Genomic DNA, 17366 nt, shown 5'->3' with positions numbered 1-17366 from the left:
TTTTACCGCGTGTACCGCCGAGGTTTCAGTGCTCAGCGCAATGCTAATTTGAGCGATGCGTCAGCCAGTGGAGAAGGCTCTAACGCATGCTGTTCATAAGCGCTATGCCTCATCCGCAAGCAGTGCTTGCAAGGTTCCGCTTACACCCAAGGTGCGCAGCCGCTGCAGGTTGCGCTCGAAGGCTTGAACAAACGCAGGCGATGCTGTCAGCTCAGGGCCGAAGATGCTTTCGGCGCCTAACACACGCTCAGTCAGTCGTGCGTCGTCGCTGACCAGCGTGCGGCAATAATCTGCACGCGGGTCGATCATGCTGTAGCGCTCGCCTTGTTCGTCCACTTCTTTGAGGTACAGCGCCCATGCGGCAATGACCAGCGCAGCAGAGTCCAAGGGCTTACCCTCGGCGATCAGCTGGTTGAGGGTCGGCACGATAAATTTAGGGAATTTTGACGAGCCATCTGAGCACACGCGCTCCAGTTGGTCGGCAATGGCCTGATTTGAAAAACGCTCGATCAAGGTGTCTTTGTAGGCACTCAAATCGATACCAGGAACTGGTGCCAACTGCGGCGTCACATCCACATCCATAAAGCGGCGGATGTAGTTGCGCATCAGCTCGTCGTTCATGGTTTGGTGAACGAAGCGGTAGCCCTTGAGAAAGCCCAGATACGTCAGTGCCAGATGGCTGCCGTTAAGCAGCTTGATCTTCATGTCCTCATAGGGTGTGACGTCGTCGGTGAACTGTACGCCGACCTTTTCCCATGCTGGACGGCCATTGCAAAACTTGTCTTCCAAGACCCATTGCACGAAGGGTTCGCAGACCACTGGCCAGGCATCTTCAAGGCCGTGCTCGGCTGCTAGTTGTTGGCGGTGATTGTCTTTGGTCATCGGTGTAATGCGATCGACCATGGCGTTGGGGAAGCTGACGTGCGCATCAATCCAGTTGGCCAGATCATGGTTCAACAGGTGGGCAAAGCTGAGCAAGGCTTTGCGCGTTACCGAACCGTTGTGCGGCAGGTTATCGCAGGACATCAGGGTAAAGGCCGGAATGTTCGCCGCACGGCGGTTGGCCAGTGCGGCGCAGAGAAAACCAAAGACGCTGCGTGGCGCTTGCGGGTGCGCGAGATCATGCTGGATTTGCGCCAGGTCAGACATAAACTCGCCCGTGCTGTCGTCCATGCAATAGCCACCTTCGGTGATCGTCAGCGAGACGATTTTCACCTGAGGCTCACTGAGCTTGTCGATCAGCGCCTGTGCTGAGTCATCAGCCAATAGCATGTTGCGGATCGAGCCGATTACGCGGACCTCGGCGCCGGGCTCATCCGCCAGTTGAACCAGTGTGTACAGGTAGTCTTGCCCTGCCAAGGCATCGCGCATTGAGCGATCCTCTGCGCGCAAACCGACGCCGCAGATGCCCCAATCAGCCGCTTCACCTTGGTTAATCAGGGCATCGGTATAGACTGCCTGATGAGCTCGATGAAAGCCACCGACACCGATATGGACGATGCCTTCAGCTACAGCCTCTAAGCGCTCACTGGGTTGGCCAATATCTGCTGCAAGCCTGGGTAAATTCTGGCGATTGAGTTTCATCGGAGTTCCTTAGCCAGCGGCTTAAGCGGCTGATTGCGTGCGTTTGTCGATGGCCTGCCCCTTGTCATCAAACAGATGGCAGTGCGCAGGGTCGAAGCCAATATTCAAGGTTTCGCCGAATTTGGGTGCGAAGTCGCCACGTACTCGCACGGTCAGCATTTCGCCTGATTGGGTGCGGACATGGCAGTAAGTGTCACTGCCGAGACGTTCGCTGACATCGGCGGTGACGCTAAAAACGCCTTCATCAGCTGGCACGATATTCATGTGCTCAGGACGAATCCCAAGCGTCACCTTTCTGCCAGCGGCAAGCGGTGTTGTCAGCGGTAAAGTGATACTGGCGGTGGCATCAAGTTTGATCTCGGATGTGTCGGCACCGGTCTGCCCCAATTGCCCGGCTAAAAAGCCCATGGTTGGAGTACCGAGGAAGCCGGCCACAAACAAGTTGGCCGGATGGTGATAGAGCTCAAGCGGTGAGCCGACTTGCTCAACACGGCCACCGTTGAGCACCACCACTTTGGTCGCTAGCGTCATCGCCTCGACTTGGTCGTGGGTGACGTAGATCATTGTCGCTTGCAGCTCCTGGTGCAGGCGCGCCAACTCTAGGCGCATCTGTACGCGTAACGCCGCATCGAGGTTGGAGAGGGGTTCATCGAAGAGAAAAATCTTCGGGTTACGTACAATCGCGCGACCAATGGCTACACGTTGGCGCTGCCCGCCGGATAATTGCTTGGGTTTGCGTTCCAGTAAGGGATCGAGCTCGAGGATACGTGCTGCGTTTTCAACCTTCTCTTTAACTTCTTGCTTGGGCGCGCCCGAGAGGTCGAGACCAAAGGACAGATTTTTGCGCACGGTCATATGGGGATACAAGGCGTATGTCTGAAACACCATGGCCAAGTCACGTTTGGCTGGGGCGACTTCGGTGATGTCTTTGCCATCGAGCTCAAGAGTTCCGCTGCTGACATCTTCGAGCCCTGCAATCAAGCGCAACAGGGTCGATTTACCGCAACCCGATGGTCCGACAAACACCACGAACTCGCGATCATGAATATCCAGGTCGATACCTTTGATGATCGAGAACCCTTCAAAGGCTTTTTGCAGATTACGTACTTTTAGATCAGCCATAGCAGAATCCTCTTGTTATTTGACGGCGCCGAAGGACAGGCCACGTACCAGTTGTTTCTGGCTGATCCAGCCAAGAATTAGAATCGGCGCACAGGCCAAGGTTGAAACGGCTGAAAGCTTGGCCCAGAACAGCCCTTCAGGGCTTGAGTAGGAGGCGACTAGAGCGGTCAGTGGCGCGGCTGCGGATGAGGTCAGGTTGAGTGACCAGAACGCCTCGTTCCAGCACAAGATCAGTGATAACAGCATGGTCGAGGCCAAGCCACCACGGGCGATTGGCAGCAGTACCCGACTGATTTCCTGCCGCGTGGTTGCGCCATCCAAACGTGCCGCTTCGAGGATATCGACCGGGATGTCTTTGAAGTAGGTGTACACCATCCAGATTATGATCGGCAGGTTGATCAAGGTGTAAATCACGATCAGCGCCAGGCGCGAATCAAGCATGCCTAAGCTCTTGCAGATCAAGTAAATCGGCATCAAAACACCCACCGGCGGGAGCATCTTGGTCGACAACATCCACAACAATGTGCCCTTAGTGCGCTTGGTCTCAAAGAAGGCCATCGAGTAGGCTGCCGGCACCGCAATCAGCATGCACAGTGCGGTGGCTATAAACGAGATCAGTACCGAGTTCCAGGCGTAGCTGAAATAGTCGCTGCGCTCATTGATATGCAGGTAGTTTTCCAGGGTTGGGGTGAAAATAAACTGCGGCGGCGTGGCAATCGCTGCGAGCTCGGTTTTAAAGCTGGTCAGCACCATCCAGAAAATCGGGAAGAAGATCAGCGCGGCAATCAGCCAGGCGGCGCAGCCCACTAGGAAGCTCTGTAGGCGACGTGTTTGTTTCAGGGTCAGCATGGTCAGGCCCTCACTGTTTGTCTGTGAGGCTTTTGCCGATCAGTCTGATCAGCACGAGCGCCGCAATGTTGGCAATCACAACCGCGATCAAACCGCCTGCCGACGCCATGCCGACATCAAACTGCAGCAGCGCCTGGTTGTAGATCAGGTAAGCCAGGTTGGTCGACTCAAAGCCCGGGCCGCCGCTGGTTGTGGTGAAAATTTCGGCAAAGATCGACAGCAGGAAAATGGTTTCAATCATCACCACCACAGCAATCGGGCGAGCCAGATGTGGCAGCGTCAGGTGCCAGAAAATCGCAATGGGTCCCGCTCCTTCAAGACGCGCAGCCTCCTTCTGTTCTTGATCCAGCGATTGCATCGCAGTCATCAGAATCAAAATGGCGAACGGCAACCATTGCCAAGAGACAATCATGATGATTGAGAACAGCGGGTGTTGTGCCAGCCAGTCCACCGGTTGCGCGCCAAAGAGTTTCCACACCGCCGCGAGAATCCCTGAAACCGGGTGAAAAATCAGGTTCTTCCACAGCAGTGCGCTGACCGTAGGCATGATGAAAAAGGGTGAGATCAGCATGACCCGCACGATGCCACGGCCCCAGAACTCGCACGCTTCAAGCAATGCTGAAATCAGCACGCCGAACACCACACTGATCAGCAGTACGCTGCCGACCAACGTCAGGGTGTTTAACGCGCCGGGCATAAAGCCTGGGTCGGTCAGGAAGTATTCAAAGTTTTCCAGGCCGACAAAATTTTCTTCACCTGGGTACAGCAAGTTGTAGCGGATTGTCGAAAAGTAGAGGGTCATGGCCAGCGGCACGACCATCCAAAGCAGCAACAGCAATACGGATGGGCTGATCAAGAACCAGCCAACTTTGAACCCCCGCTTCTTGGCTTTCGGTTCTGCAGGTTGCGGGTGTGTGTCGAGGGCCGAAGTAGTCATGGCAACTCCAAAAGTGAGCAGGCTGAACAACGCCCGACTCCGGCGCTATATCCGCGCCGAAGGGGGAGGCTGCCTAGGAGAATTACTTCAGATAGCCCGAGCGCTTCATTTGCCGTTCAGTCGCAGTTTGTGCGCCCTGAAGTGCCTGCTCGACGGTCATTCCACCGGTCAATGCAGCGGCAAACAGTTTGCCAACCTGAGTGCCAATAGCCTGGAATTCAGGAATGGTCACTAACTGCACACCCACATAGGGCACCGGCTTGAGCGTTGGCTTGCTGGGGTCGATCGATTTCAGTGATTCAAGCGTGACTTTGGCAAAGGGAGCTGCTGCCATGTATTCGTCAGAGTAAGTTGATGTGCGGGTGCCAGGCGGCACAGTGGCAATGCCGTCGGTTTTAGCAACCAGTTGGGAATAGGCCTTTGAGGTTGCCCACATGCTGAAGGTTTTAGCCGCGTCTTTTTCTTTGGAGCTGGCCGGGATTGCCAGTGCCCAGGAGTACAACCAAGACGAACCTTTATCGGTGGTTTCAGTCGGCGCGAAGGTGAAACCGACATCCTCGGCCACTTTGCTTTGGTTCTTGTCGGTGACAAAGGAGCCAGCGACGCTAGCGTCTACCCACATTGCACATTTGCCACTGTTGAACAGTGCCAGGTTCTCATTGAAACCATTGCTGGAGGCACCGGGAGGGCCGTATTTCTGCATGGTGTCGACATAGAAACTCAGTGCATTCTTCCACTCGCTACCGGTAAATTCGGGCTTCCAGCTTTCGTCAAACCAGCGCCCGCCAAATGAGTTGGCGATGGTGCTGATCAGCGCCATGTTTTCGCCCCAACCGGCTTTACCGCGTAGGCAAATTCCGTATTGGTCCTTTTCTGGGTTATGCAACTTGGCGGCAAACGCTGCCATCTGGCTCCACGTCGGGCGCTCGGGCATCTTCAGGCCTGCAGCATTGAACAGGTCTGTGCGGTAATAGGTAATTGAGCTTTCAGCGTAGAAGGGCAAAGCGTAGAGCTGGCCTTTGACTGACAGGCCTTCACGGACCGAAGGGAATACATCGTCGAGGTCATATTCGGCAGTGAGATCTGTCATGGGTTCGAGCCAACCTTTGGCACCCCACAATGAAGCCTCATACATGCCGATGGTCAACACATCAAACTGACCACCCTGAGTGGCGATATCAGTGGTCAGGCGCTGGCGTAATACGTTCTCTTCAAGCACCACCCACTTCAGTTTGATGTCGGGATGCTCAGCCTCAAAGGTCTTTGACAGGCGCTGCATGCGGATCATGTCGCTGTTGTTGACCGTAGCAATCGTCAGTGTTTCAGCTGCTTGGCTTAAACCAGACAGCGAGAAACAGGCGGTGGCAGCAAATGCCAGAGATAACTTATTCATTTATTGACTCCTCTTCTGCTCCCGTCCTGGCCACAGAAGATCGCTATTATTTTTGTCGTGCTCGCCCCGATTACACCGCTGCAAGGGCGGCATAACAAATCCTTGCCTGCACAGATACTGATACTTTTTTGCACTGAATAAATAATTGCCGAGTAAAGAAAACCCTTCAAGGCTCAGCAAATTAGGGGTTTTTGCTATATATGTTGTTTTTTAGCGGGGTATGAATCAGTACAGGTTTGCTTCATAAAATCGATGAGCAACCAGCTTTCGGTAATGCGAAGGCGTCATGCCCTTGAGCTGCTGGAAGCGCCGGTTGAAGTTTGAGATGTTGTTAAAGCCAGACTCGAAGCACACGTCGGTAATGGGCTTGTCACTGCGCGTCAGTAACTCGCATGACTTACTCACCCGCAGGCGGTTAACGAACTCAACAAAGCCACGTCCGGTTGCTTGCTTGAAGAAGCGCGAGAAGTAAGTAGGTGTAATGCCGAGTACCGCCGCCACATCGTCCTGGTTTAGCTCCTGCGCGTAATGGCTAAAGATGTAATCCACAGCAAGGCTAATGCGGTCGACATGGTTTTCATCCGCCAATTGCGAAGACGTGACCCCGGATAACAGCTGGTAATCCTCGGTCTCAGCCAGCAGCTCAAGCAAAATCAAAAAGTGCCCGAGCCGCTTGATGCCTTGTGATTGCGCAATCGAGGTCATCAGCTGTTTCGCTTGAACAATCACTTGAGGGTGATGGAACTCAATACCAAATTGTGCCCGCGCCAATAGGGGTGTCAGGGTTTCCAGCTCGGAAAACACACTGGTGCCACTGCCAAGCACTTCGTGGGTAAAGTTCACTAACATATCGCGGTCAGTCACTTCTTGATCTGCTTCGTCGAGCTGGCTGATCCAGTTATGCGGAAGATTGGGGCCCGTCAGAAATAAGCTGTTTGGCGCGAAGTTGCCGATGTAGTCACCGATAAATACCTTGCCGGAACTGGCGGTAATCAGGTGCAGTTCGAATTCTTTATGGAAGTGCCAGCGCACCAGCGGACTCGGAAAGCCATGCTGACGATAAATCAGCGAGTGACCGCCGTGATCGTCCATTAGCTCATACGAGGGGTCTGTTACGCGGGCAATACGAGTCATAGTGTTTGGCTATTTGTGAATTATCCAAACGGTCCTGAGCACTGCGCGTGACGATACTGTCTCAGGGGTTCAGTGGTTTTGTAGCACAGTCTGCTATTACGACCTATGACCGCATAGATGGCGTGCGGTTGTCTACAGCAGCGCCAATTGCCCCCCGGGCGGGCAGAACTGTGAGCAGTCCAGCTTGAAGTCGTCTCGCTGGCTTAATCCAAAGCGCCTTTTGGCCAAGGCAAAGCGTTTGGCCAAGAGCTCAGCAAAAGCGCCTTCTCCGCGAAAGCGATGGCCAAAACGACTGTCGTAGAGTTCACCATCGCGGCTTTGCCGTATCAAGCTCAATACATGTTCAGCACGCTGTGGGTAATGGGCGTGCAGCCACTCTTCGAACAACGGTGCGACTTCTCGCGGTAAGCGCACAAACATATAGGAAGCGCTCTGCGCGCCAGCCTGCTTGGCTTCATCGAGTAGTTTTTCCAACTCCATGTCGTTGATCATCGGGATCATTGGCGAGCACAGCACGCCAACAGGAATGCCTTGCTCACGCATGACCCTGATCGCTCTCAAACGCGCTGCCGGTGACGCTGCGCGTGGCTCCATGATGCACTTGAGTTGGTTGTCCAGCGTGGTCAGGCTGATCATCACAGAAACCAGTCGTTGTTTGGCCATCTCGCTGAGGATGTCCAAGTCGCGCAGAATCATTGAGCCTTTTGTGACAATAGTCACTGGATGGCGGTAGCGCAGCAGCACTTCGAGGATTTTGCGTGTGAGCAGGTGCTGGCGCTCAATCGGTTGATAAGGATCGGTATTGGCCCCCAGATTGATTGGTGCGCAGCGATATCCGGGTTTACTCAGTTGCTGTTCGAGCAGGGCAACAGCGTTGGTCTTGGCGATCAGTTTGGTTTCAAAGTCGATGCCCGGCGACATATCCCAGTAAGCATGGCTGGGCCTTGCGTAGCAATAAATACAACCGTGTTCACAACCGCGATAGGGGTTGATTGAGCGGTCAAAGGGCAGGTCAGGCGACTGGTTGCGGGTGATGATGCTCTTGGCTGTTTCAAGGCGCACTTCGGTGGCGGCGGTTGGCGGTACTTCTTGGAACCAGCCGTCATCAGCCGCAATCACCTGCGTGGGTGCGAAACGGTTAAACGGGTTGCTGGCCGTACCACGCCCGCGTGGAGGTAGAGAGGCTGACATCGCGGAGATCCATGCACAGGTTGGGGGGATGTAATTAACTGTATATTTATACAGTTAAAAGTACACCCACGCCAAGCGCCTTTAATGCACCGCTGATCAGTGGTGCATTAAAGGGGATCTCTCAACAGCAGCCATTAACGGACCAGGGGTGGCTCCGTATCAAGCTGATCCGTTACTTCAGGTCGCCGCGCATAGCGTTGAGCAAGTACAGCACAGACCATGAGCTGAATTTGGTGGAAAATCATCAGCGGCAAGATCAGCAAACCAATGGTGCTGCCGGCAAATAACACTTGCGCCATGGGTACGCCGGTGGCCAGACTTTTCTTTGAGCCACAAAACACAATGGTGATGCGATCTTCAATGTTGAAGCCCAGCCATTTGCCCAGCAGCTGCGTGCCGAGCAGCGAGAAGGTCAGCAATACGCAGCAGGCAAACACCAGGCCGGCCAGTTCAACCAGCGGCACTTGATGCCACAAACCTTCGATTACCGCCTCGCTGAATGCGGTGTAGACCACCAATAAAATTGAGCCTTGATCGACGAACTTCAGCCAGTTTTTATTACGGCCAACCCAGTCTCCAATCCAGTTCCTGGCGATTTGGCCAGCGACGAAGGGCACCAGCAGTTGCAGGGTGATCTTGCCGATTGCATCTACTGTTGACCCGCCATCCCCTTGCACGTTCATCAGCAATGCGACCAGCAATGGTGTCAGGAAAATACCGAACAGGCTCGATGCTGCTGCGCTGCAAATAGCGGCAGGAATGTTGCCACGCGCCAGCGAAGTGAAGGCAATGGCCGATTGCACCGTAGCCGGTAACGCACAGAGATACAGCATGCCCAAATACAGCTCATTACCCACCATGGGTGAGAGCACTGGCTTGAGCGCCAAGCCCAGCAGCGGGAACATGACGAAAGTGCAGGCGAATACCAACAGGTGCAAACGCCAGTGGCTGGCGCCTGCAATAATCGCCTGACGTGACAACTTGGCGCCATGCAAAAAGAACAGCAAAGCAATGGCCGCGTTGGTAATCCAACTGAAGGCCACGGCGGTCTGGCCGCTGGCGGGTAACAGGCTGGCGATAGCGACTACTGCGATCAGGGCGCAGGTGAAGTTATCGGGCATAAAACGCTTGAGTGACATGTTCGAATCTCGTGCTTGCAGACAGTTATAGGCAGACACTACTCTGTTCTCAGCTTTCCGACTAACGCCAAAGAGCCAGCGAATGTCGCCAATCAGACAAGAACAGATTATTCATCGCTCGCTGCCGGAGCTTCAAGCCTTACCGCGCCCGCTCTATGGCCGTGTTGAATCGCTGCCTAATCGGGCGCTGACCTTCCGCCACAGCCATCCCTGGGTGCAGCTGTCCTATGCCATTGCCGGTGTGCTTGAGGTGCAGACCGACAACGCGCGCTTTGTCGCGCCGCCGCAGCGCGCGGTCTGGCTGCCAGCGGGGTTGGAGCATCAGGTTTCCAGTTCTTCGCGCACTGAGATGCGCAGCCTTTACATCGACTGTTCAGTGGTGGCCTGGGCACCAGATACGTGCCGAGTGTTATCGGTGAGTCCGTTGTTGCGTGAGCTGATCAATCGTTTCAGTGATGTGCCGGTGGAATACGATGAAGCAGGAGCCGACGGGCGCTTGGCCAATGTGCTGCTTGATCAATTGCGCGTTGCAGCAGAAGTGGATCTGGTGCTGCCAATGCCCCATGACTTGCGTTTACAGAAGCTTTGCTTGAGCTTGCAGGAAAACCCGGAGCAACATGCCACGCTGGCGCAATGGAGCGAACATTTGCAGGTGTCGGAACGCACCTTGAGCCGCTTGTTTTTACAAGACACCGGGCTGACTTTTCGTGCTTGGCGTCAGCGTTTGCGACTGCTTGGGGCCTTGGCACCGCTGGAGCAAGGCGAACGCGTCACCGATGTTGCCTTGGCGTGCGGCTATGATTCGATTTCAGCCTTTATTGCCGCCTTCAGGCAGCACTTTGGTGCTACGCCGGGAGAGTTTTTTCGTTAGTTGACGAGGCGCTTGATCGTCAGTGCTCAAGAACCTATGGCTTGCCTATCAGGGCGATGGCGCGCACGCGTACGGCGCTCAGTTCAACCTGCGAAACCTTGCCTTTGAACTCAACTTTGTGAGCTTTCCAGTCGAGGCTTTTGACTTGATCCGCCAAGACGGCAGCTGCACGTTCACCATCAATCTCGACCTCAAAAGGATAACCTTTGAGCTGGGACGTCATGGGGCAGCACAACATTAAGCCTGTTTTGTGGTTATACGTAGCTGGGCTGAGCACTAATGCGGGGCGGTGGCCTGCCTGTTCATGCCCTGCTTGTGGGTCGAAGTAGAGCCAAACAATATCACCTGAGTCAGGTATGTAGCGGCGAACCATCAGAAAGCTTCCTTGCCAACGGGGGCATCAAAATCAGCCTCGGCGTGCAGATTATCCGTGGTGATGCCTGCAACTAGCGAATCCAGATCGATCTCACGGGGATAGACAGGCTCAATGATAATGCGTCCATCTTCAACGCGAACGTCCACCAATGTGTCCAGCGATAGCTTTGCCAGTTTCATCACAGCGGCAGGGATGCGAACCGAGGGACTGTTGCCCCATTTTTTGATAATAACTTGCACGCTACGACCCTCTGTATCAACAATGAAGATACAGTAGCGAATCTTTGCAGGCGTATCAACAGTGTCGATACAGATTGGTGGTGGCCTGTGCTGATGTTCTCTACCCGACCACATCCTGCCGCGAATACTGTAGGCATGGACAACGCAAATGCAGCTGCGCTTAAGACTGGGTCGATATCAGGTTGTGGTTATACAGAGGCAGGCCACACCTGCCACTGCATTGTCGCCACAGACCAAGTGCCAGATAGCTTATTTCTCTGGCTTTTTCAGCTTTGGGTTTGGGAAAAACTGTACGGTCTGCACCTTGCTTTCAGCAGGTTTAGTTGCGACTTTATTGACCCGTGTGCCCAACTCAATCGGCACGGACTGGCCTTGGGCGTTTAGCAAGTCGGTAAAGCCGCACGCCACACATTCGCGGTGTGGCACGCCGTCTTCGTCCCACATCTTTACCGTATCAGTAGCGCTGCACGCCGGGCACACGGCACCGGCGATAAAGCGTTTTTTGCGGGCGTTGCTGTCCGTCATGCGGCCTCCTGACTCAAGCCCAGGTGACGCAGCAGCGCATCGATGCTGGGTTCACGGCCGCGGAAATCAACAAACAGCACCATCGGTTCCTGTGAGCCACCGCGCGCCAGAATGGCTTGGCGGAACGCCCGACCGGTTTCGCTGTTGAATACACCTTCTTCTTCAAACTTGGAGAAGGCATCGGCAGACAGCACTTCGGCCCACTTGTAGCTGTAATAGCCTGCGGCATAACCGCCGGCAAAGATATGCGCGAAGCCGTTCGGGAAGCGGTTGTACTGTGGCGGCCGCATCACTGAGACCTCAGCGCGGATGCCTTCAAGTACCTCCAGTACGCTGCGTCCGTCACCGTGGGTGGCATGCATTTCGAAGTCAAATAAGGAAAACTCCAACTGGCGCACCATCATCAGGCCTGATTGGAAGTTTTTGGCTTCGAGCATCTTGTTCAGTAGGTCTTGCGGCAATGCTTCGCCGGTCTGGTAATGCCCGGAAATCAATGAAAGACCTTCCGGTTCCCAGCACCAGTTTTCCATAAACTGGCTTGGCAACTCGACTGCATCCCACGCCACACCGTTGATGCCTGAGGCACCGGCGTGCTCGACTTGAGTGAGCAAGTGATGCAAGCCATGACCGAACTCGTGGAACAGGGTCGTGACTTCATCGTGGGTCAGCAGGGCCGGTTTGTCGCCCACCGCTGGGGTGAAGTTGCACACCAGATTGGCCACCGGGCTGATTAACTCACCTGCAGCGCTGCGGCGTTTGTCACGGGCGCCGTCCATCCACGCACCGCCACGCTTATTGGCGCGTGCATAAAGGTCAAAGAAGAAACGCCCAACATGCTGGCCGTTTTCGCTGATTTCGAACAGGCGGACATCGGGATGCCAGGTGTCGAAACCACTGAGTTCTTTGATCTGAATGCCATAAAGTTTTTCAACAATGGCGAACAGGCCTGTGAGTACTTTATCGGTCGGGAAGTAGGGCCGCAGGATCTCTTGCGAAATGCTGTAGCGTTGCTCGCGGAGTTTTTCGCCGTAGTAACCCGCATCCCAGCTTTGCAGATCGGTGCAGCCTTGCTCGGCGGCAAAAGCTTGCAGCTCTTTGAGGTCTTGAGCAGCAAACGGCTTGCTGCGCACAGCCAAATCGCGCAGAAAGCTCAAAACTTGCTCATTATTTTCAGCCATCTTGCTCGACAAGCTCAGCTCGGAGTAGTTAGCGAAACCGAGCAGCTTGGCCAGTTCTTGGCGCAGGTCGAGAATTTCCTGCATTACCGGGCTGTTGTCGTTTTGCCCGGCATTTGGGCCTTGGTCAGACGCGCGAGTGCAGTAAGCGGCGTAGACCTCTTCGCGAAGCTCGCGGTTGTCGGCATAGGTCATCACGGCGTAGTAGCTTGGGAACTCCAGCGTAATCAGCCAGCCTTCGAGGTCTTTGGCTTTGGCCGCTTCAGCCATTTGCTGCTTGGCCGAGTCGGTAATGCCCTGCAATTGCGCTTCGTCGGTAACCAATTTGCTCCAGGCTTGAGTGGCATCAAGCAGTTGGTTGGAGAAGTGGCTGGCCAGCTCGGAGAGGCGCATTTGAATTGCGCCATAGCGCTGTTGCTCTGCTTCTGGCAGGTCAATACCGGACAAGCGGAAATCACGCAGGGCGTGCTGCAAGATGGTTTTTTGCGCGACATCAAAGGTTGCCGACTCAGGACTGGTCGACAAGGCTTTGTAGGCTTCAAACAGGGTGCGATTCTGGCCGATTTCGGTGAAGTATTCGGACAGCTTCGGCAAACAGGCCTCGTACGCCTGACGCAATTCAGGGTTGTTGCGCACCGCATTGAGGTGACTCACTGGGCTCCACGCCCGATCAAGACGTGAGTTAAGCTCGTCAAACGCCAGCACCATTCCAGCCCAACTCGGCGCGTCAGCATGCTGCTTGAGCAGCTCAGCGATGGCGGCGCGGTTTTCAGCAAGAATGGTATCGACCGCTGGTTCAACATGCTCAGGGCGAATGCTTGAGTAAGGCGGCAGATCAAAGTTCTGGAGCAGCGGATTGCTAGCGGTCACGGGCAGGCACCTGTCGTTTGAAGGCAAAAATAAAAAACTGATGGTTCAGTTATTGGGTCGAGAAGACCAATTAACAACCCATAGGCTTAGCATCTTAATTAGAATCGTGAGTATTAGGGTCTGTTGACGTTTCATCGCGAGCAGCGTTGCAGCGTAAAATCTCGTCAGGCTAGGCGGAGAATGCCGGTAATGGTTGTTCCCTTGCCAAGTTCTCCAACACTGCATGACGAGATCTTACGCGCAACCCATAGGGCCGGGCCTGTTTTCGCGCGATACTGCGTTTCTCGACACTCATTTGGAACACCAAACTTCATGTCTCGTGCCTTGCCTCGCGCTAAAGCGGGCTCCGGCGCGGCCGTGAATGAAACGCCAACAGACCCTGGCAGCCAAGAGGAATCTATCGTGTCTATTCGAACTTACCAGCACTTCACTCCGCAACTCGGTGCGCGCGCTTTTGTTGATAGCTCCGCTGTGGTGCTGGGCGATGTTGAAATTGGCGATGACAGCTCAGTCTGGCCGCTGACTGTGATTCGCGCAGACATGCACAGCATCCGCATTGGCCAACGCACCAGTATTCAAGACGGCTGTGTTTTGCACATTACTCACGCAGGCCCATTCAACCCAGCTGGCTATCCGCTGAATATTGGCGACGATGTAACCATCGCCCACAAAGTGACCTTGCATGGTTGCAGCATTGGCAGCCGGGTATTGGTTGGCATGGGCAGCATCGTCATGGATGGTGCCGTGATCGAGGATGAAGTGGTGCTCGGTGCCGGTAGTCTGGTGCCGCCGGGCAAGCGGCTGGAAAGTGGTTTTCTCTATGTAGGTAGCCCAGCCAAGCAAGTGCGTGCGCTGAGTGACAAAGAGCGCAGCTATTTCTGCTACAGCTCTAAAAATTACGTCAATCTGAAGGATCAGCACTTGATGGAAGGCTACGGGCAGTAAGCGCCATCAGTAAATACTGGACCCAAGGTATACACCGTACGCTGTGGATGCGTGGTTTATACCTTGGGTCCGGCGCAGTTTTTAGTTGGATTTCTGTTGCGCAGCTTTAGGTTTGCGCAGCGGGTTTTCCGGCAGTTGCTCGGCCAATAGTGCTGGGCGGCGCGTTTCGAGTTTAGCGCCGTAATTACTGCTTAGATAAACCAAAATGGTGTCTTCGGTTTTTGCATCAAAGGGCCATAACCCTTGCTTATCCTGCATCCAGCGAATCAGTGACAGCCAATGCTCGCGGCTGCCGCTATTCTGCGTGACCAGTTTGGCTGAGTGACAAGCCGTGCAATTATTGCGCACGGTTTCCCAGCCGGGCGCGATAATAAAACCGCTGGCAGGGTCGACCTGGGCATCGCTTTCGGCCGCTTGGGCGGTCCCTGATAATAGTCCGATCAATAACAGACTCAGGGCGGTTGTATGGGCCATGGGTCCTCCTAGACTATCTGCACGGCGATACGGTGGCAGGCGTTGTTCAGGTAACCCTTGGGGTTCCAACCCGGCACCAGCATAGGTTGTGATTTGCCCTGGCTATCAACGGCCCGTGCCCAGACTTCGTAGTAACCTTTTTCACTAAAGCTCAGCTCCGCGCTCCAGTGTTGCCATGCCAGGCGATTAACCGGGGCCTTAAGTTTTGCGGGTTGCCAGGTCATACCGAAATCGGTTGAAACATGTACTTCGCTCACTTCAAGATCGCCCGCCCAAGCGTGGCCACGAACCTGCAGGTTTTGTTTAAGCGGTTGGCTGATGCCGGATTTGGGGAACGTAATCAGTGATTTGACCGGCATCGACTGAATAATCTGCATGTCTTCGACAGGCACTTCGCTGCCCGGTGCGACTGGATACTTAGGCATGCTATAGGACGGCGCGGCCATCTTGTTGCCATCGTGAATCTTGTTGCGCACAACAATCTTATTTAGCCATTTGCCCGAAGTGGATGCTGGCCAGCCGCCGCAGACCAAGCGCAAAGGCTGGCCATTGAGGTAGGGAATGGGCTGGTCATTCATCGCCCAAGCAATCAACGTCTGATCTTCCAGTGCTTTATCCATCGGTACGCCACGTGAGATTGCGTGCTTGGTCGGGTCACCGCTTGGGTGCGTATCTGCACCGTAATAGCCTATGTAAACGGCATCTTTTTTAATCCCGCAGGCTTCGAGTACATCGCGTAAGCGCACCCCGGTAAAGGTTGGGCAGCCGACAGCGCCGACCGTCCATTGGTTGCCGCTGGCAGCGGGCACGAATTCACTGCGGCCATTGCCGCCGCACTCGATCACCAGTTGGTAGGTATAGTGCTTGAAGCGCGATTGCAACTGCGCAACGGTGAAGGTAGTCGGTGTGACACATGATTCACCGGCGATTTCCAGTTTCCAGTTGGCCACATCCAATGTTTTGACTGCGGGTGGTATGCCGTTATTGCGTACGAACAAATGCCGCGCCGGGGTGACTTCATCATCGAGCAAGTGGGCGGGTGTTTCGGCGTTTAATGGCCGGTCGTTAAGCACTTTTAGGCCATCTTTGCCTTCAATGCCATTGGGTTCCGCAGCCTGCGCTAGCCCCAGAGGCATTACACCCAAGGGCAGGAAGCGGGCGTATGGAATGCTTGCACCTAGGGCAGAGGCCATGGCGAGTAAGCTACTGCGTTTTAGAAACCCGCGGCGGCTTGGCTCAGCCTCACGACCCTCAAGCAGCTTTGGTGCCTCGATTGGGTCTTGCCCCTGTGACTCATGATTGCCAGGTTGGTCTTTCGACATACTCGGCCTCTCCTTGCCAATTATTATTGTCAGAGGCGACCGAGAATGCTTCCGAACGCCATGGGTGTCCCTTGACCCTAGTTGGCCAAGGCGAATTTCACAATGGCCAATTTCGGATCGTCTTTCGGTCCAGATGCTGGCCTTGAGCATCACTCTGAAGAGGCTTTTGGTTTGTTCGGCGCATTATTTTTTGTATGGTGTGCGCTCTTTCAGACGGCGCTTAGTGGGCGGCTCAATGCATTATCAAAACATCCTGTTTGACCTTGACGGTACGCTCACGGACCCACGTGAAGGTATTACCCGATCGGTGCAGTACGCCTTGAGCAAGCTGGGGATTGATGAGCCTGATCTACAGGCGCTTGAGCACTTTATCGGCCCGCCGCTGTTGCAGTGCTTCATGAGCACCTATGCGCTCGATCAAGCGACGGGCTGGCAGGCGGTTAATTTTTATCGCGAGCGTTTTGCTGAGGTTGGCTTGTATGAGAACCAGATGTTTACGGGTATCCCGCAGTTGCTCAGCCTGCTCAATAGCCAGCAACGCACCCTGTATGTGGCCACCAGCAAGCCACAGGTGTTCGCGGCCAAAATTGCCCAGCACTTCGGTTTTGCCGAACACTTCAAGGTGATATATGGCAGCGAGCTGGACGGCACACGAACCAATAAGGTTGAGTTGATTGCACACTTACTTGAGCAAGAAGGTTTAGCGCCAGAAGCATGCTTGATGATCGGTGACCGTAAACATGACCTGATAGGCGCACGCAGCAATGGTTTAGATGCTGCTGCGGTCGGTTATGGTTTTGGTAGCTTCGCTGAGCTGAGCGATGAGCAGCCACGCTATCATTTCCAGACGCTTGGCGAGTTGCATCAAGCATTCAGCAGCACATTGACGAACCAGGCTTAGCCGTCGTTGCGCTGATAAATGATTTTCTTGGTGCCGCCGTCGCAGCTGCCGACCACCATGTTTTCGTCTTCAACATCTGAGTTGGGGACGACTTCCAAGGTGTAGCTCTGCACGCCAGAGGCTTGAATCTTTACCTCAATTTCCTGCTTGAGCTCGTCACAAGGCTTAACCGCTGCCTGAGCGCTTAAGCTGCCCAGCAAACCAGCGCCGAGTGTAATTAGGGCAACAACTGTGTGGGGTTTGATCCTGCTTAACATGATGCACCGCCTTGGGGAGCATTGGTTTTCAATAGGAATAATTTAGACGCATGCAACAACAA

At 54.5% G+C, this 17366-nt stretch carries 18 protein-coding genes; 3 read left to right on the top strand and 15 right to left on the bottom strand.

Annotation, left to right across the window (positions count from 1 at the left end; translation table 11 throughout):
• Positions 1–102 precede the first annotated feature (102 nt).
• From ACIGCM_RS16325 to ACIGCM_RS16290, 8 genes are all read right to left on the bottom strand, one after another.
• Positions 103–1584 carry a mannitol dehydrogenase family protein gene (locus tag ACIGCM_RS16325; protein WP_397503121.1) on the bottom strand — a complete coding sequence of 494 codons (1482 nt, stop codon included), beginning with the start codon at positions 1582–1584 and terminating at the stop codon, positions 103–105.
• A 21-nt stretch (positions 1585–1605) separates the two neighbouring features.
• A complete protein-coding gene (locus ACIGCM_RS16320) occupies positions 1606–2706 on the bottom strand; it encodes an ABC transporter ATP-binding protein (protein ID WP_397503120.1) in 1101 nt (366 codons plus the stop codon).
• Between the two features lie 15 nt (positions 2707–2721).
• Complete coding sequence (locus ACIGCM_RS16315) at positions 2722–3555, bottom strand: carbohydrate ABC transporter permease (protein WP_397503119.1); 834 nt, start codon at positions 3553–3555, stop codon at positions 2722–2724.
• A 10-nt stretch (positions 3556–3565) separates the two neighbouring features.
• Complete coding sequence (locus ACIGCM_RS16310) at positions 3566–4492, bottom strand: carbohydrate ABC transporter permease (RefSeq protein WP_397503118.1); 927 nt, start codon at positions 4490–4492, stop codon at positions 3566–3568.
• An 82-nt stretch (positions 4493–4574) separates the two neighbouring features.
• Entirely contained in the window at positions 4575–5885 is a 1311-nt protein-coding gene (locus tag ACIGCM_RS16305; protein ID WP_397503117.1) for an ABC transporter substrate-binding protein, read from the bottom strand.
• 225 nt (positions 5886–6110) lie between these two features.
• Positions 6111–7019, bottom strand: a complete 909-nt coding sequence (locus ACIGCM_RS16300; RefSeq protein ID WP_397503116.1) for an AraC family transcriptional regulator — start codon at positions 7017–7019, stop codon at positions 6111–6113.
• A 132-nt stretch (positions 7020–7151) separates the two neighbouring features.
• Positions 7152–8210, bottom strand: coding sequence for a PA0069 family radical SAM protein (locus ACIGCM_RS16295; RefSeq protein ID WP_397503115.1), 1059 nt, complete (start codon positions 8208–8210; stop codon positions 7152–7154).
• 134 nt (positions 8211–8344) lie between these two features.
• Complete coding sequence (locus tag ACIGCM_RS16290; RefSeq protein ID WP_397503114.1) at positions 8345–9349, bottom strand: bile acid:sodium symporter family protein; 1005 nt, start codon at positions 9347–9349, stop codon at positions 8345–8347.
• Positions 9350–9431: 82 nt separating this feature from the next.
• Here ACIGCM_RS16290 and ACIGCM_RS16285 point away from each other — a divergent pair, with 82 nt between their 5' ends.
• Positions 9432–10220 carry an AraC family transcriptional regulator gene (locus tag ACIGCM_RS16285; RefSeq protein ID WP_397503113.1) on the top strand — a complete coding sequence of 263 codons (789 nt, stop codon included), beginning with the start codon at positions 9432–9434 and terminating at the stop codon, positions 10218–10220.
• Between the two features lie 34 nt (positions 10221–10254).
• Here ACIGCM_RS16285 and mazF read toward each other — a convergent pair whose 3' ends face one another.
• The 4 genes from mazF to prlC form a co-directional block, all read right to left on the bottom strand.
• Positions 10255–10593: an endoribonuclease MazF gene (mazF, locus tag ACIGCM_RS16280; RefSeq protein WP_397503112.1), complete on the bottom strand. Its 339-nt coding sequence runs from the start codon at positions 10591–10593 to the stop codon at positions 10255–10257.
• Positions 10593–10835, bottom strand: a complete 243-nt coding sequence (locus ACIGCM_RS16275) for an AbrB/MazE/SpoVT family DNA-binding domain-containing protein (RefSeq protein WP_397503111.1) — start codon at positions 10833–10835, stop codon at positions 10593–10595. Before ACIGCM_RS16275 ends, mazF begins: the two co-directional genes overlap by 1 nt.
• Positions 10836–11084: 249 nt before the next feature.
• The gene (locus ACIGCM_RS16270) at positions 11085–11360 is read right to left on the bottom strand and encodes a YheV family putative zinc ribbon protein (RefSeq protein WP_397503110.1); all 276 of its coding nucleotides are present in this window, start codon (positions 11358–11360) and stop codon (positions 11085–11087) included.
• Entirely contained in the window at positions 11357–13405 is a 2049-nt protein-coding gene (gene prlC, locus ACIGCM_RS16265) for an oligopeptidase A (protein ID WP_397503109.1), read from the bottom strand. The genes ACIGCM_RS16270 and prlC overlap by 4 nt, the downstream gene beginning before the upstream one ends.
• 402 nt (positions 13406–13807) lie before the next feature.
• On the opposite strand from prlC, the gene ACIGCM_RS16260 reads away from it, so the two are divergent.
• Positions 13808–14350 (top strand): gamma carbonic anhydrase family protein, encoded by a 543-nt coding sequence (locus tag ACIGCM_RS16260; protein ID WP_397503108.1) that lies wholly within the window; start codon positions 13808–13810, stop codon positions 14348–14350.
• A gap of 81 nt (positions 14351–14431) precedes the next feature.
• On the opposite strand, the gene ACIGCM_RS16255 is transcribed toward ACIGCM_RS16260, so the two are convergent.
• Both ACIGCM_RS16255 and ACIGCM_RS16250 read right to left on the bottom strand, forming a co-directional pair.
• Positions 14432–14824 carry a hypothetical protein gene (locus tag ACIGCM_RS16255; protein ID WP_397503107.1) on the bottom strand — a complete coding sequence of 131 codons (393 nt, stop codon included), beginning with the start codon at positions 14822–14824 and terminating at the stop codon, positions 14432–14434.
• 8 nt (positions 14825–14832) lie between these two features.
• Positions 14833–16146 (bottom strand): sulfite oxidase, encoded by a 1314-nt coding sequence (locus ACIGCM_RS16250; protein ID WP_397503106.1) that lies wholly within the window; start codon positions 16144–16146, stop codon positions 14833–14835.
• 235 nt (positions 16147–16381) lie between these two features.
• On the opposite strand from ACIGCM_RS16250, the gene ACIGCM_RS16245 reads away from it, so the two are divergent.
• Positions 16382–17047 (top strand): HAD family hydrolase, encoded by a 666-nt coding sequence (locus ACIGCM_RS16245; RefSeq protein ID WP_397503105.1) that lies wholly within the window; start codon positions 16382–16384, stop codon positions 17045–17047.
• Here ACIGCM_RS16245 and ACIGCM_RS16240 read toward each other — a convergent pair.
• Positions 17044–17304 carry a DUF1161 domain-containing protein gene (locus ACIGCM_RS16240; RefSeq protein ID WP_397503104.1) on the bottom strand — a complete coding sequence of 87 codons (261 nt, stop codon included), beginning with the start codon at positions 17302–17304 and terminating at the stop codon, positions 17044–17046. The two genes, ACIGCM_RS16245 and ACIGCM_RS16240, sit on opposite strands and share 4 nt — an antisense overlap.
• Between the last annotated feature and the right edge of the window lie 62 nt (positions 17305–17366).

Source organism: Pseudomonas sp. NPDC078700 (genome assembly GCF_044542375.1).
GTDB lineage: Bacteria > Pseudomonadota > Gammaproteobacteria > Pseudomonadales > Pseudomonadaceae > Aquipseudomonas.
Note: the sequence above shows the minus strand (reverse complement) of the source record. Positions and strands in the feature narration are given on the sequence as shown.